Consider the following 15,519-nt stretch of genomic DNA (forward strand, 5'->3'; position numbering starts at 1 on the left):
CACCGCACAAACTTGGAGGCAGAGTGGCCGAGATCTCGGACGTCTTCTTCGTCGATGGAGTGCGCACCCCCTTCGGGCGCGCCGGCGAAAAGGGCATGTACTGGAACACCCGCGCAGATGACCTCGCCGTTAAGGCGACCATCGGCCTGATGGAACGCAACTCGGCCGTCCCGGCCGATCGGATCGACGACGTCGCGATCGCCGCGACCTCGCAGACCGGAGATCAGGGCCTCACCCTCGGACGCTCGGTGGCGATCCTCGCGGGTCTCCCGCAGACCGTGCCTGGTCTCGCCGTCGAGCGCATGTGCGCCGGTGCGATGACGAGCGTCACCACGATGGGGGCGTCGATCGGCGTCGGCATGTACGACTTCGCCCTCGCCGGCGGCGTCGAGCACATGGGCCACCACCCGATCGGCGGCAACGCCGACCCGAACCCGCGGTTCGTCGCGGAGCGCATGGTCGACCCCGGTGCGCTGAACATGGGCGTCACCGCCGAGCGCATCTTCGATCGCTTCCCCCACCTCACCAAGGAGCGTTCCGACCGCTTCGGCATGCTCAGCCAGCACAAGGTGCAGGCCGCGTACGACGCCGGCAAGATCCAGCCCGATCTGGTGCCGGTGGCCATCAAGGACGCCGAGGGCGCGTGGGGCCTGGCCTCCGAAGACGAGGGCCGGCGTCCCCAGACCACCATGGAGGACCTCGCGGCCCTCAAGACGCCGTTCCGTCCGCACGGCCGTGTCACGGCCGGCACTTCCTCGCCGCTCACCGACGGTGCGACGATGTCGCTGCTCGCCGGCGGCGGCGCCGTGAAGGAGTTCGGCCTCGCCCCGAAGATGCGCATGGTCTCGTTCGCGTTCGCCGGCGTGCAGCCGGAGATCATGGGCATCGGCCCGATCCCGTCGACGGAGAAGGCTCTGAAGAAGGCCGGTCTGCAGATCTCCGACATCGGCCTGTTCGAGCTCAACGAGGCGTTCGCCATCCAGGTGATCTCTCTGCTCGACCACTTCGGCATCGCCGACGACGACCCCCGGGTCAACCAGTGGGGCGGCGCGATCGCGCTCGGCCACCCGCTCGCGGCATCCGGCGTGCGTCTGATGATCCAGCTCGCGGCGCAGTTCGCCGAGCGACCCGACGTCCGCTACGGCCTGACCGCGATGTGCGTCGGCCTCGGCCAGGGCGGATCGGTCATCTGGGAGAACCCGCACTACGACGGCAAGAAGAGGAAGTAGTCGAGATGACGAACTACGACGAGATCGACTTCTCCCCCATCCAGGCGCTCACCGAGGGCGAGGTGATCACGCACTCCCCCGTGCGCGACATCCGGCTCGCCTCCGGCAAGGTGCTCGCCCTCATCACGCTCGACAACGGGCGCGATCACACCCGACCGAACACCCTGGGCCCTGCCACGCTCACTGAGCTCGGCGAGACCTTGGACGGCCTCAAGGGCCGTGCCGCTGCAGGAGAGATCCAGGCGGTCGGCATCACCGGCAAGCAGTACATCCTCGCCGCCGGTGCCGACCTGTCCGACATCAGCAAGGTGGGCTCGCGAGACAACGCCCGCCTGATCGCGCAGCTCGGCCACAAGGTTCTGGGCAAGCTGTCGGAGCTGGGTGTGCCGTCGTTCGCGTTCGTCAACGGCCTCGCGCTCGGCGGAGGCCTCGAGATCGCGCTGAACTCGACCTACCGCACGGTCGACGCCTCCGCAGCAGCCATCGCCCTCCCCGAGGTCTTCCTCGGCATCATCCCTGGCTGGGGCGGCGCGTATCTGCTGCCGAACCTGATCGGCATCGAGAACGCGCTCGAGGTCGTCATCTCGAACCCGCTCAAGCAGAACCGGATGCTGAAGCCGCAGCAGGCGTTCGATCTCGGCGTCGTCGACGCCACCTTCCCCGCCGCGAACTACCTCGAGAATTCGCTCGCCTGGGCCGATGCGGTCCTCGGCGGCAAGAAGGTCGAGCGCAAGAACGAGCCGGGCAAGATCGAGCGCCTCACCAAGTGGCCGATCGCGATCAAGATGGCGCGCGGCATGCTCGAGTCGAAGATCGGCACCGTGCCGAAGTCGCCGTATGCCGCCCTGGAGCTTCTCGACAAGGCGAAGAGCGGGACCAAGGCCGAGGGCTTCGCCCGTGAAGACGAGGCGCTCGCCGAGCTCGTGACCGGCGATCAGTTCGCCGCGTCGATGTACGCGTTCGACCTCGTGCAGAAGCGCGCGAAGCGTCCGGTCGGCGCCCCCGACAAGGCGCTCGCGAAGAAGGTCACCAAGGTCGGCATCATCGGCGCCGGTCTGATGGCCAGCCAGTTCGCGCTGCTGTTCGTGCGCAAGCTGCAGGTGCCCGTGCTCATCACCGATCTCGACCAGGCACGCGTCGACAAGGGCGTCGCGTACATCCACGAGGAGATCGGCAAGCTCGAAGCCAAGGGCCGGCTGGATGCCGACTCGGCGAACAAGCTGCGCGGACTGGTCACCGGCACGACCGACAAGAGCCTCTATTCGGACTGCGACTTCGTGATCGAGGCCGTGTTCGAAGAGGTCGGCGTCAAGCAGCAGGTGTTCGGCGAGATCGAGAAGATCATCGCCGAGGACGCTATCCTCGCGACGAACACCTCGTCGCTCTCGGTCGAGGAGATCGGATCGCAGCTGGCTCACCCCGAGCGCCTCGTCGGCTTCCACTTCTTCAACCCGGTCGCGGTGATGCCGCTGATCGAGATCGTGAAGACCCCGTCGACCGCCGATGCCGCGCTGTCGACCGCGTTCGTGGTTGCGAAGGGCTTGGGAAAGAACGCCGTGCTCACCGCCGACGCCCCCGGCTTCGTCGTGAACCGTCTGCTCGCGAAGGTCATGGGCGAAGCCGCGCGTGCCGTCTACGAGGGCACGCCGGTGGCCGATGTCGAGAAGGCCTTCGGCCCGCTCGGACTGCCCATGGGTCCGTTCCAGCTGATCGATCTGGTCGGCTGGAAGGTCGCGGCCCACGTGCAGGACACGATGGTGAAGGCGTTCCCCGACCGCTTCTACGCGAACGAGAACTTCCACGAGCTCGCGGCTCTGGATGCGGTCGTCGAGAAGGACAAGGGCGGCCGCGTGACGGGCTGGACCAAGCAGGCCGAGAAGGTCGTCAAGCCGGCCGTGGGCAAGACGCCGGCGACGGCGGCGACGATCCTGCAGCGCGTGCAGGACGGACTCGCCACAGAGATCAAGCTGATGCTCGACGAGGGCGTGGTGCCCGAGGTCGAGGACATCGATCTGTGCCTGATCCTCGGCGCGGGATGGCCGTTCATCGACGGTGGCGCATCGCCCTACCTCGACCGCGAAGGCGCCTCGGAGCGCGCCTTCGGCGGCTCGTTCCACACCCCGCAGATCCGCGGCACCGAAAGCCGCTGACAGCACACGAAGGGGCCGCATCGATCGATGCGGCCCCTTCGTCGTGTGGTCGGCAGCGCTCGCCACCCTCCGTCCTCATCGCGGACGCTCCACGCTCATCTCCCGGGATCCTGCACAGGGCGCAGGTCGGGCTCGCCGGCGCGGGGCCAGTGCGACAGCGCCCTCTCCGCGAGCGCGGTGATCGTGAGCGACGGGTTCACTCCGGGGTTGGCCGGCACGGCGGAGCCGTCGACGATGTGGAGGCCCGGGTGGCCCCAGACCCGATGGTACGGGTCGATGACGCCCGCGTCGGGCCCGGCGGAGATCACGGCACCACCGAGGAAGTGCGCGGTCAGCGGAATGCCGAACACCTCGGGCCACGACCCGCGCGCTTCGGCCGGCTCGCCCCCGTCCTGCTGGACCCGCGCGGCGATCGCCGCCGCCGCGACGTGCGCCTGCGGCAGGTGGCTGGGATTCGGCTCGCCGTGTCCTTGAGCGCTCGTCATGACGAGGCGGCCGAACTTTCGCCGCAGTGAGAGCGTGAGGGAGTTATCGGCGGTCTGCATCACGAGCGCGATGATGCCGCGTTCGCTCCAGCGGCGCAGGTTCCCGAGACGGAACTGCCGCACGGGCGCCGTGAACACCTGGGTGACCAGGCTCCCCAGACGCCCCGCGAGTCCACGATCGCCGGGCACGAGTGCGGTCGCGAGCGCCCCCATGAGGTTCGAGCCGGGTCCGTACCGCACATTCTCGACGTGCGTCCGCTCGTCCACGTGGAACGACGTCGTGATCGCCACGCCCCGCGCCAGCTGCAGCGATTCCGGGACTTTGGCGGCGATCGCGCCGTCGAGGGCCTCGGAGTTGGTGCGCGTCAGGCGTCCGACCGCGTCCGAGATCCGGGGCAGCGCGCCGGTTGCCTTCATCCGGTGCAGCAGCTGCTGCGTTCCCCACGTCCCCGCCGCGAGCACGACCTGACGGGCTCTCACCGTGCGCGAGGAGCGCCGGATCCACGCGCCGCTGCGCTGCGTCGTCACGGCGAAGCCACCGCCGGGCAGCTCACGCACCTCCGTCACGCTCCGCAGCGGCTCGATGACGACTCCCCGTCGCTCGGCGAGGGCGAGATAGTTCTTCATCAGGGTGTTCTTGGCGCCGATCCGGCATCCGACCATGCAGTTGCCGCACAGCGTGCAGCCGGTGCGCTCCGGCCCCTCACCGCCGAAGAACGGATCGGGGGTGCGCTCCCCCGGCTTGCCGAACCACACCCCGACCGGCGCGTGGCGGAACGTCGATCCGACTCCCAGATCCTCTGCCGCGCCTTTCATGATGCGTTCGACGGGACCCGTGTGCGGATAGTGCTCGACGACGCCGAGCATCCGCTTCGCGGTCGAATAGTGCGGTGCGAGCTCGGCTTCCCAATCGGCGATGCGCTGCCACTGCGAGTCCTGGAAGAACGCCGAGCCCGGCTGGTAGAGCGTGTTCGCGTAGTTGAGGGATCCACCGCCGACGCCGGCCCCGGCGAGGATCATCACGTGCGGCAGCCGGTGGATGCGCTGCACTCCATAGCATCCGACGGCCGGCGCCCAGAGGTAGCGACGCACGTTCCAGCTTGTCTTCGCGAAGTCCTCGTCCTCGAAGCGCCGGCCGGCCTCGTACACCCGCACCCGATAGCCCTTCTCTGCGAGCCGGAGGGCGGCGACCGAGCCGCCGAATCCGGACCCCACGATGACGACGTCCTCGTCGAACTCAGTCATGGCTCTCCTTCGGGACCATCAGGGTGATTGCGGCGGGCAGCAGCGAGATCGTGCACTCGTCTTCGCCCGTCCGCTCGCCGTCGGCGTACACGACGAGGCCCGGCGCCGACACCGTCACCGTCCGTGCCCGTCGATGGAGCACCTCCGGACGTGCGAGATGCCTTCCTCGGAGCATCAGAGGGAAAAGACGCAGCAGACGCATCCGCCCGAGCGGTGCAACATGGACGACGTCGAGCAGACCGTCATCAGGGAGGGCGCCCGCGCACACCGGCATTCCGCCGCCGTAGCTAGACGTGCTGCCGACCGCGATCAGCGTGCCGGGAGCGATCCTCGGCGGCTCCGCGTCGATCGACAGTGTGAACAGCATGGGACGCAGGCGGGCGAGCTCGATCAGGAGTGCGAGGTAGTAGCGCGGCGCCCCGTGCGGCCAGCGCAGCCGGTTGGTGCGGTCGCTGACCTTCGCGTCGAATCCGAGGGCCGCGATCGTGAGGAACTTCCGGGCACCTGAAGTCGTGCGCACCTCGCCGACGTCGATGGCCCTGCGCTCCCCGGTGAGGGCGAGTTCGGCCGCGGCCGCGGCGTCTTCGCGCGGCAGCCGCAGTGCTCTAGCCAGATCGTTGCCCGTACCTGCCGGCACCAGGACGACAGGGACCGTAGCCGCACAAACCACCTCGAGCACGCCGGCAAGAGTGCCGTCACCGCCGACCACGACCAGCGTGCGCGGACTCTCGTCGATCGCCGTGGCGGCGAGTCGGGCCGTATCGGCTGCCGAGGCCCCCGCATACACCCGCACCTCGGCTCCGCGCGCCCGCAGGTGCGCGACAGCGATGGCCGACGCCCTGCGACCGCGTCCCTTGCCTGCGAAGGGATTCGCGAGCACCGCGATGTGCTCGGTCACTCAGCTCGTCCGTTCGACGGCGATCACGGCGCCCGGATTCATGATGCACTGCGGATCGAGCTCCCGTTTGATCGCGGCGAGGATGCGGATGCCGGTCTCTCCGATCTCCCTCTCCAGCCAGGGGGCGTGATCCCGTCCGACGGCGTGATGATGACTGATCGTACCGCCGCCGGCGATGATCGTGTCGTTGACCCGGGCCTTGATCGGCTCCCACGTGGCCAGCATGTCGGAGCGCACCCCGGCCAGCACCGTGAAGTACAGAGAGGCTCCGGTGGGATAGATGTGCGAGACATGGCACATGATGTACGATCTGGCTCCCGCATCCGCGAATCCGCCCTTCAGCGCCTTCTCGACGGCCGCGCGCAGCGCGTGCAGGTTCGACCAGGTCGTGGCGGTCTCGAGCGTCTCACAGAAGACGCCGGCGTCGAGCAGCGCGTCGCGCAGATACGGCCCCTCGAATCGGCCCTTCAGCCACCCCTCCGAGGCCCCTTCCCCGGCGGAGACGCCTCCCGTCGCTTCGAGCAGTGCTCGGGTGCGGGCACGCCGCTCGGGAATCCCGTCGCCCTCGTACACCGTGACGATTCCGGCTCCCTTCGCGAGCGCTTTGCCTATCCGGCCGACCTGGGCGAGGCTCACCGCCGTCTCGGCTTCATCAGACAGGCGGATGACGGTGGGTCCCGCGCCCTGCTGAGCGATCCGACGGAGTCCCTCGACACCGCTGGCGAAGTCGGGGAACGACCAGGACTCGAGAACACGGCCGTGAGGAATCGGGTGCACGCGCACCCGCACCTCTGTGATCACGCCGAAGATGCCCTCCGACCCGAGGAAGACGCGGATCAGGTCGGGCCCGGCAGCCGAGCCGGGTGCTCGACCGAGATCGATCTCGCCAGTCGGCGTTGCGACGCGGATGCCGGTGACCATCGCGTCGAAGCGACCGTTGCCGGCGGAGTTCTGCCCCGACGAACGCGCGGCGGCGAATCCACCGATCGTCGCGTAACGGAAGCTCTGCGGAAAGTGACCGAGTTCGAGGCCGTGCGCCGCCAATGCCGATTCGGCTTCGGGTCCAGACGTGCCCGCAGCGAGCACGGCCTCGCCGCTGACCTCGTCCAGTCGAAGCACACCGGTGAGGCGGCGCAGATCGAGGCTCACTACAGCACGGTGGGAGCCACGCTCCGGGGTGAGTGCGCCGACGACGCTCGTGCCACCGCCGAAGGGGATCACGGCGATGCCGGCCCGACCGGCGATCTCGAGGCACACCGTCACCTCATCGTGGTCCGCTGGGCGGACGACCGCATCCGGCGCATCCTGTGTCGCGATCCGACGACGCAGCAGATCAGGTGTCGACCGACCGCCCGCGTGCCGGACGCGGGCCTCCACCGAGACGTCGACGTGCTCTCGGCCGACGGCTCGGCGGAATGCGTCCAGATCATCGTCGCGCAGCGCAGACGGCGGCAGGCGCACATCCTCGATCTCGACGGCGTGCTCTGGCCTTCGTGTGCGCCCCAGCAGCAGCGGCAGAAGACTCCGGACAGCAAGCGGCAGATCTCTCGCCTTCGCCGGGTCGCCCCAGCCGTTCCATCTCATCGCCGAGTCGTCATCGACCCTGCCCGCATCGTGGCCCATGCGTTACAGTGTGACACATCATGGAAGAACGTCAACCTCAATGGGATGCGACGCAGTCCCGGATCCTCGATGCCGCCGACCAGCTCATCGAGCGACGCGGCGTGCACGGCCTGACCGTCGCCGAGCTCGCGCGGCGTGCGGACCTCAGCCGTCCGACGATCTACCGGAACTGGAACGACTCAGACGACGTCGTCAGGGCGGCGCTCCTGCGGCGTGTCGCCGGAATCCTGAACTCCTTCCCGGCTCCGGTCCCCTCGAGATCCGCACTCGTCGACGACGTCATGCGGTTCATCGCGATGTTCCGCTCCGACTCCCTCTACGGACGCCTTCTCGATGACGAGCCCGAGGCGTTCACGCGATACACGCTGCACCGAGTCGGATCCAGTCAGCGCATGATCCTGGGCTGGCTCGCCGCGGCGATCAGCGCCGCGCAGTCCGGCGGATCGGTGAGAGCCGGGGTGCCAGAGGAGATGGCCGTGATGCTTCTGCTGATCGCCCAGTCGGCTGTGCTCTCGCACGGCACCGTCACGGATCTGATCTCCGAGACGGCCTGGGAGCGGGAGCTCCGATGCGCTCTCGACGGCCTGCTCCGGCCATGACCGTCTCGTCATCCGCGCTCAACGTCGCGCGACGGAAGGCGGAACTCGCCCGCGCCGCGGAGGACACCGCTGATGTGCTCGTCGTCGGCGGTGGGATCACCGGAGTCGGCGTCGCGCTCGACGCCGCCGCCCGGGGGCTCAGCGTCACCCTGATAGAAGCGGAGGATCTCGCTTTCGGCACGAGCCGGTTCAGCTCGAAGCTCGTGCACGGCGGGCTGCGCTACCTCGCCACGGGCGATGTCGCCACCGCCAGGGAGAGTGCGCTCGAGAGGCACCTGCTCATGATCACGATCGCGCCCCACCTGATCCGTCCGCTCGGACAGCTGCTGCCCTTCAGCCCCGCCGTCACGTTGCGCCAGCGCACGGCCGGTGCGGTCGGCATGGCTCTCGGCGATCTCTTGCGAATCCGCGCCGGCACACCGCGAACGGTTCTGCCCGCTCCGAAGCCGGTGTCGGCCATGACGGCACGACGACTCGCGCCCGCTCTCGACCCACGTGGGTTGCGTGGCGGCATGCTCTCGTTCGACGGACAGCTCGTCGACGACGCGCGACTCGTCGTCACCGTCGCACGCACGGCGGCGAGCCTCGGTGCACGGGTGCTCACCCGTGTGCGCGCCCTCGCGCTGCGCGACGACGGGGCCACGGCGGAGGATGCAGTGACAGGCGAGCGGGCGGAGATCCGTGCCCGCGTCGTCGTGAATGCGACGGGCGTGTGGGCCGGAGGCCTCGACCACGGCATCGACATCCGTCCCAGCCGCGGTACGCACATCGTGCTCGACGCCCGTGATCTGGGTTCCCCGCAGGTCGCGCTCACCATCCCTCATGAGGGATCGATCAGTCGCTACGTCTTCGCGCTGCCTCAGCAGCACGGACGGGTGATCGTCGGCCTGACCGACGAGGACGCTCCCGGTCCCGTCCCCCGCGTGGCGGAGCCGACGGAATCCGAGATCCTGTTCCTGCTCGCGAGCCTCAACCGAGTCCTCACGACCCCCATCGCGCGTGACCAGGTGCGCGGGTCGTTCGCAGGGCTCCGACCCCTGGTCGACAGCGGCACGGACGCCACGGCAGACATCTCACGCAGACATCTCGTCACCGCATCCGCTTCGGGATTCGTGACCGTGCTCGGCGGCAAGCTGACCACGTACCGGCGGATGGCCGAAGACGCCGTGGATCTCGCCCTGCAGCTGCGCAGTCTCTCCGCGCCGCCGAGCCGCACCTCGTCGCTGCGACTCGTCGATCGCGCGGTGCAGGCGCCGACCGAGCCGATCGCCGAGGGCATCGATCTCTGCGCGGCGGAAGTCGCGTACGCCGTGCGAGAAGAGGGCGCGATGACGGCCGACGATGTGCTGGACCGGCGATCCCGCGTCGGCCTCGTCGATCTCGAGCGCGAGCGCGCGTACGCAGCCGTCGAGACGATCGTGACACAGACGCTCGCAGAGCTCGACTGAGGCCGCGATGCGGTTCCGAGCCGCGGCGTATCCGCCTTGCGGCGTTCCGGGGAACGCAGAGGGAACAGCGCATGAACAGCGGCGGATGCGTCGTCTCCACGGCACTCGGAGGGTCTCCGAGGCGGCACAGTGGTGTCATGGAGATGATCTTCGCGATGCTGGGCGGCAAAGGTCTGTCGAGTCTGCTGAAGACCGGGACGGCGGTGCTGACGATCCTGCTGGTCGTTCCCGCGATGCTGAAGCTCTTCATCGTCACCGTCGATGAGGGCTGGGCTGCGATCCGCACGCGCAACGGCAAGCCGATCATCCGCAACCGCCCGCAGCGACGGCCCACCAACCGGGGAGGCGCGGTCGGCGAAGTCGTCGTGCTCGACCCGGGATCGCACGGAGCCTTCCCGCTGTTCTACTGGTATCGCCTGATCGACGTGCGCTGCCGGGCGACCGACCTGCCCGCGCGTGAGATGAGCGGTGCGAGCGGACATCAGCACCGCGTGCACGCCTCGTTCGAATGGCGGCCGATCCCGACAGGTCGAGATCTGCGCGTGTTCGAGCTCGACGTCGTGAACGTCAAGGAACGCGCCTCGAACATCGTCGGGGCCGCCCTGCGAGACGTGATCCGCGGAATGGACGGCCCAGAGCTGCCGCACAACGACGAGATCAACACGCGGGTGATCGCGGCCAGCGCCGATGAGGTGCGTCGCGCGTGCGGCGTGGAACTCGTGCGCGTGATGGTCACGGGTGACGCTCTGACCGACGGATATCTGCTCTCGACCGCGCTGCGCGACGCCGACCGAGGCGCTCAGGCTGTCGCGGCCCTGCACGCGCTCAACTGAGGCTCGACTCAGCGCCGCTCGTGCAGCGGCAGATCGATCGCGCCCGTCTCTCCCGCGTTGCGCGCGACCGGGATTCGGGTGCCGAGCACCTGCGCGACCACGTCCTGCGCGATCTTCGAAGCGGTGAGTCCGGCATCTGTCAGCACCTGGTCTCGCGACGCATGGTCGATGAACTCGTCAGGAAGACCGAGCTCGTCGACGGCAGTGTCGATCCCCGCCTCGCGGAGCACCTGGCGCACACGCGTGCCGATGCCCCCGACGCGGATGCCGTCCTCGAGTGTGATGACGAGCCGATGGTGAGCGGCGAGCTCGACGACGGATGGCTGAACGGGGATCGCCCACCGAGGGTCGATCACCGTTGCGCCGATCCCCTGGGCCCGCAGTCTCGTGGCGACCTCCATCGCGAGCGCGGCGAACGGTCCGATGCCGATGATGAGCACGTCTTCAGACTCGCCGCGGGCGAGCACATCGACCCCGTCGTCCAGGCGCTCGATCGCGGGGAGTTCGGCAGCCACCTCGCCCTTCGGGAAGCGGATGACGGTGGGCGCGTCGTCGATCAGCACGGCCTCGTCGAGAGCCTCGGCGAGGCGCGCACCGTCGCGCGGAGCCGCGATGCGGATGTGCGGCACGATCTGCAGCATCGCCAGGTCCCACATGCCGTGATGACTCGGGCCGTCGGGGCCCGTCACGCCGGCTCGATCGAGGACGAAGGTGACACCCGCGCGATGCAGGGCGACGTCCATGAGGACCTGGTCGAACGCGCGGTTCATGAAGGTCGCATACAGCGCGACGACCGGATGCAGGCCGCCGAAGGCGAGACCGGCCGCAGATGCGACGGCATGCTGCTCGGCGATGCCCACGTCGTACACGCGATCGGGGAATCGTTCCGCGAACGGTGCGAGACCGGTAGGACGCAGCATCGCCGCGGTCATCGCGATCACCTTCGGGTCGCGCTCTCCCACGGTGACGAGCGCCTCGGAGAACACGTCGGTCCAGCCGCGACCGCTGCTGGAGAGCGGTTCGCCCGTGATGGGGTCGATGCGGTTGACGGCATGGAACTGATCGGCCTCGTCGTCGCGTGCGGGCTGATAGCCGCGGCCCTTCTCCGTGATGGCGTGCACGATCACCGGGGCGCCGTAGGACTTCGCGAGCTCGAGCGTCTCCAGAAGAGCAGGAAGGTCGTGACCGTCGACCGGGCCGAGGTACTTGATGTCGAGATTCGAGTACAGCGCCTCGTTGTTCGTGAAGCGCGAGAGGAACCCGTGCGTGCCGCCACGGACGCCGCGGAACACGGCACGTCCGACGGGGCCGAACGCACGGAACAGGCGGTCGGACTTGCGGTGCAGGTCCTTGTAGGCCGCGGCCGTGCGCACTCTGTTCAGGTACCGCGACATGCCGCCGATCGTCGGGGCGTAGGAGCGGCCGTTGTCGTTCACGACGATCACCAGATTGCGGTCGTTGTCGTCGGAGATGTTGTTGAGCGCCTCCCACGTCATGCCGCCGGTGAGGGCGCCGTCGCCGACCACCGCGACGACGTGCCGATCTGCGCGCCCTGTCGCGGTGAGGGCGCGGCTGATGCCGTCGGCCCAGCTCAGCGAACTCGACGCGTGCGAGGACTCCACGACGTCATGAGGACTTTCGCTGCGCTGCGGGTACCCGGCGAGGCCGCCACGCACTCGCAGAGCTGAGAAGTCCTGACGACCGGTGAGGAGCTTGTGCACGTACGACTGGTGGCCGGTGTCGAAGATGAACGGATCGTCCGGCGACGAGAACACGCGGTGCAGGGCGATCGTCAGCTCCACCACACCGAGGTTGGGACCGAGGTGTCCGCCCGTGCGGGAGACGTTCTCGACGAGGAACTCGCGGATCTCTCCGGCGAGCTCGGTCAGCTGGTCTGTGGACAGTCCGTCCAGATCTCGGGGACCTGAGATGCTCGGAAGAATGGGCATCTGCGCCTCCTCACAGGCTCCGTGCGCGGCATCCGAGTTCCGGTTCGGGCGCCTCTGCGATCCTATCGCGCCGCCCCGGGAATCCTCCGTGAGCGCGGTGGTCCGGACGACCGGTCCGGGCCGATGGAAAGCGCCCCACCCGGCCGGAGCCGGATGGGGCGCTGAGGTGCGACGCTGATCAGACCAGCGAACGCAGCACGTACTGCAGGATGCCGCCGTTGCGGTAGTAGTCCGCCTCACCGGGGGTGTCGATGCGGACGACCGCGTCGAACTCGATGACCTGCTTGCCCTCGGGCGAGTGCTCGCTCGGAGCCGCGGTCACGCGGACCGTCTTCGGCGTGACACCGTTGTTGAGCTCCTCGAGACCGGCGATCGAGACGATCTCGGTGCCGTCGAGGCCCAGCGACTCCCAGCTCTCGCCTGCAGGGAACTGCAGCGGGACGACGCCCATGCCGATGAGGTTCGAGCGGTGGATGCGCTCGAAGCTCTCGGTGATGACCGCCTTGACGCCCAGCAGGCTCGTGCCCTTGGCCGCCCAGTCACGTGACGAGCCGGAGCCGTACTCCTTGCCGCCGAAGATGACGAGCGGCGTGCCCTGCTCGGCGTAGTTCATGCAGGCGTCGTAGATGTACGACTGCGGTCCTTCGGGCTGGGTGAAGTCACGGGTGAAGCCACCCTCCACGACCTGACCGTCGTTGACGGCCGAGACCAGGAGGTTCTTCAGACGGATGTTCGCGAACGTTCCGCGGATCATGACCTCATGGTTGCCTCGACGCGAACCGAAAGAGTTGAAGTCCTTGCGGTCCACGCCGTGCTCGGTGAGGTACTGAGCGGCGGGCGTGCCGGCCTTGATGTTTCCGGCGGGCGAGATGTGGTCGGTGGTGACCGAGTCACCCAGGGTCGCCATGACGCGCGCGCCCTCGATGTCGCGCACCGGGGTGAGCTCCATCGTCATGCCGTCGAAGTAGGGCGCCTTGCGCACGTAGGTGGAGTTCTCATCCCACTGGAAGATGTCGTCTTCCGGAGTGGGCAGGCTGCGCCAGCGCTCGTCACCGTCGAAGACGGTCGCATACTGCTTGATGAACTGCTCACGCGAGATCGACGAGTCGACCAGCTCCTGGACCTCGGCCGGGGTGGGCCAGATGTCCTTCAGGAAGACATCTTCGCCATCGGTGCCCTTGCCGAGCGCGTCGTTCTCGAAGTCGAAGTGCATCGACCCTGCGAGTGCGTACGCGATGACCAGCGGCGGGCTGGCGAGGTAGTTCATCTTCACGTCGGGGCTGATGCGACCCTCGAAGTTGCGGTTGCCCGAGAGCACGGCGGTGACCGCGAGGTCGTGCGAATTGATCGCCTCCGACACCTCTTCGATCAGCGGACCCGAGTTGCCGATGCAGATCGTGCATCCGTAGCCGACGGTGTAGAAGCCGAGGCCCTCGAGGTCCTTGTCGAGTCCGGACTTCTCGTAGTAGTCCGTGACGACCTTGGAACCCGGGCCGAGCGTGGTCTTGACCCACGGCTTCTGCTTCAGGCCCTTCTCGAGCGCCTTCCGTGCCACGAGACCGGCGGCGATCATCACCGACGGGTTCGACGTGTTGGTGCACGACGTGATGGCCGCGAGCGTCACAGCGCCGTTGTCGAGGATGTACTTCTCCCCCGACGGCGTGGTCACCGGAACGGGCGTGGAAGCGTTCGCCGGAGCGCCGCTGTTGATGTGCACCGGCCGGGTGGTCGTCTCCTCCTCGCCGGGCACCGATCCGGGGTCGGATGCCGGGAAGGAGTGCTTCGAGTCGAGGTCGACCATCGAGTCCGACGTCGACGGGCTCGCGTAGTTGAGGATGTCCTGCTCGAACTGCGACTTCGCCTCCGAGAGCAGGATGCGGTCCTGCGGGCGCTTCGGGCCGGCGATCGACGGCACGACGGTGCCGAGGTCCAGCTCGAGGTACTCGCTGAACGTGGGCTCGTGCGCGGCGTCGTGCCAGAGCTTCTGCTCCTTGGCGTACGCCTCGACGAGAGCGACGGCCTCGTCGCTGCGACCGGTGAGGCGCAGGTAGTCGAGGGTGACGTCGTCGATCGGGAAGATCGCCGCGGTCGAGCCGAACTCGGGCGACATGTTGCCGATGGTGGCGCGGTTGGCCAGCGGCACGGAGGCGACGCCCTCGCCGTAGAACTCGACGAACTTGCCGACGACGCCGTGCTTGCGCAGCAGATCGGTGATGGTGAGGACGACGTCGGTCGCGGTGACGCCCGCAGGGATCTCACCCGAGAGCTTGAAGCCGACGACGCGCGGGATGAGCATCGACACGGGCTGGCCGAGCATGGCGGCCTCTGCCTCGATACCGCCGACGCCCCAGCCCAGCACGCCGAGGCCGTTGACCATGGTGGTGTGCGAGTCGGTGCCGACGCAGGTGTCGGGGTACGCGCGCAGAACGCCGTCGACGTTCCGGTCGTAGATCACCTTCGCGAGGTGCTCGATGTTCACCTGGTGCACGATGCCGGTTCCCGGCGGGACGACCTTGAAGTCGCTGAAGGCCGTCTGGCCCCAGCGCAGGAACTGGTAGCGCTCGCCGTTGCGCTCGTACTCGATCTCGACGTTGCGCTCGAGCGCGTTCTCGGTGCCGAAGAGATCGGCGATGACCGAGTGGTCGATGACCATCTCGGCCGGCGAGAGCGGGTTGATCTTGTTGGCGTCGCCGCCGAGAGCCGTGACGGCCTCACGCATCGTGGCGAGGTCGACGATGCAGGGAACACCGGTGAAGTCCTGCATGACCACACGGGCCGGCGTGAACTGGATCTCGGTGTTCGGCTCGGCCGCGGCATCCCACGACCCGAGCGCCTCGATCTGCGCCTTCGTCACGTTCGCGCCGTCCTCGGTGCGAAGCAGGTTCTCAAGGAGAACCTTGAGACTGAAGGGAAGCTTGTCGAAACCGGGCACCGTGTCGATGCGGAAGATCTCGTAGTCGGTGCTGCCGACCGTCAGGGTGCTCTGGGCACCGAAGCTGTTCACCGTGGACACGAATCCGTCTCCTTCTATTCGGATGGGAGCGACAGGCGCCTCCATCT

The 15,519-nt window shown here is 68.2% G+C and carries 10 protein-coding genes; 5 read left to right on the forward strand and 5 right to left on the reverse strand.

Going from position 1 to position 15,519, the window contains the following annotated elements:
- The first annotated feature begins 23 nt into the window (after positions 1-23).
- Together QFZ53_RS13070 and QFZ53_RS13075 are read left to right on the forward strand one after the other, a co-directional pair.
- Positions 24-1,229 carry a thiolase family protein gene (locus QFZ53_RS13070; RefSeq protein ID WP_292909058.1) on the forward strand — a complete coding sequence of 402 codons (1,206 nt, stop codon included), beginning with the start codon at positions 24-26 and terminating at the stop codon, positions 1,227-1,229.
- 5 nt (positions 1,230-1,234) lie between these two features.
- Positions 1,235-3,379 carry a 3-hydroxyacyl-CoA dehydrogenase NAD-binding domain-containing protein gene (locus QFZ53_RS13075; protein ID WP_307297061.1) on the forward strand — a complete coding sequence of 715 codons (2,145 nt, stop codon included), beginning with the start codon at positions 1,235-1,237 and terminating at the stop codon, positions 3,377-3,379.
- A gap of 95 nt (positions 3,380-3,474) precedes the next feature.
- Here QFZ53_RS13075 and QFZ53_RS13080 read toward each other — a convergent pair whose 3' ends face one another.
- From QFZ53_RS13080 to QFZ53_RS13090, 3 genes are read right to left on the reverse strand one after another with little or no spacing between them, the layout of a single operon-like run.
- Positions 3,475-5,109 (reverse strand): FAD-dependent oxidoreductase, encoded by a 1,635-nt coding sequence (locus QFZ53_RS13080; RefSeq protein ID WP_307297063.1) that lies wholly within the window; start codon positions 5,107-5,109, stop codon positions 3,475-3,477.
- Positions 5,102-6,007 (reverse strand): YegS/Rv2252/BmrU family lipid kinase, encoded by a 906-nt coding sequence (locus QFZ53_RS13085; RefSeq protein WP_307297066.1) that lies wholly within the window; start codon positions 6,005-6,007, stop codon positions 5,102-5,104. The genes QFZ53_RS13080 and QFZ53_RS13085 overlap by 8 nt, the downstream gene beginning before the upstream one ends.
- Positions 6,008-7,630 carry an FAD-binding oxidoreductase gene (locus QFZ53_RS13090; protein ID WP_307297069.1) on the reverse strand — a complete coding sequence of 541 codons (1,623 nt, stop codon included), beginning with the start codon at positions 7,628-7,630 and terminating at the stop codon, positions 6,008-6,010. It lies immediately after the preceding gene.
- A gap of 20 nt (positions 7,631-7,650) precedes the next feature.
- On the opposite strand from QFZ53_RS13090, the gene QFZ53_RS13095 reads away from it, so the two are divergent.
- The 3 genes from QFZ53_RS13095 (at position 7,651) to QFZ53_RS13105 (ending at position 10,510) form a co-directional block, all read left to right on the forward strand.
- Entirely contained in the window at positions 7,651-8,229 is a 579-nt protein-coding gene (locus QFZ53_RS13095; RefSeq protein ID WP_307297072.1) for a TetR/AcrR family transcriptional regulator, read from the forward strand.
- A complete protein-coding gene (locus QFZ53_RS13100) occupies positions 8,226-9,677 on the forward strand; it encodes a glycerol-3-phosphate dehydrogenase/oxidase (protein WP_307297075.1) in 1,452 nt (483 codons plus the stop codon). The genes QFZ53_RS13095 and QFZ53_RS13100 overlap by 4 nt, the downstream gene beginning before the upstream one ends.
- A 137-nt stretch (positions 9,678-9,814) precedes the next feature.
- Positions 9,815-10,510: an SPFH domain-containing protein gene (locus QFZ53_RS13105; protein WP_292909044.1), complete on the forward strand. Its 696-nt coding sequence runs from the start codon at positions 9,815-9,817 to the stop codon at positions 10,508-10,510.
- A gap of 8 nt (positions 10,511-10,518) precedes the next feature.
- Here the strand turns inward: QFZ53_RS13105 and dxs are convergent, their stop codons facing one another.
- Both dxs and QFZ53_RS13115 read right to left on the reverse strand, forming a co-directional pair.
- A complete protein-coding gene (gene dxs, locus QFZ53_RS13110) occupies positions 10,519-12,459 on the reverse strand; it encodes a 1-deoxy-D-xylulose-5-phosphate synthase (RefSeq protein ID WP_307297077.1) in 1,941 nt (646 codons plus the stop codon).
- A 178-nt stretch (positions 12,460-12,637) separates the two neighbouring features.
- Positions 12,638-15,472, reverse strand: a complete 2,835-nt coding sequence (locus tag QFZ53_RS13115) for an aconitate hydratase (RefSeq protein ID WP_307297080.1) — start codon at positions 15,470-15,472, stop codon at positions 12,638-12,640.
- Positions 15,473-15,519: the final 47 nt, after the last annotated feature.

It is taken from the genome of Microbacterium natoriense (assembly GCF_030816295.1).
In the GTDB taxonomy this organism is placed as follows: Bacteria; Actinomycetota; Actinomycetes; order Actinomycetales; family Microbacteriaceae; genus Microbacterium; species Microbacterium natoriense_A.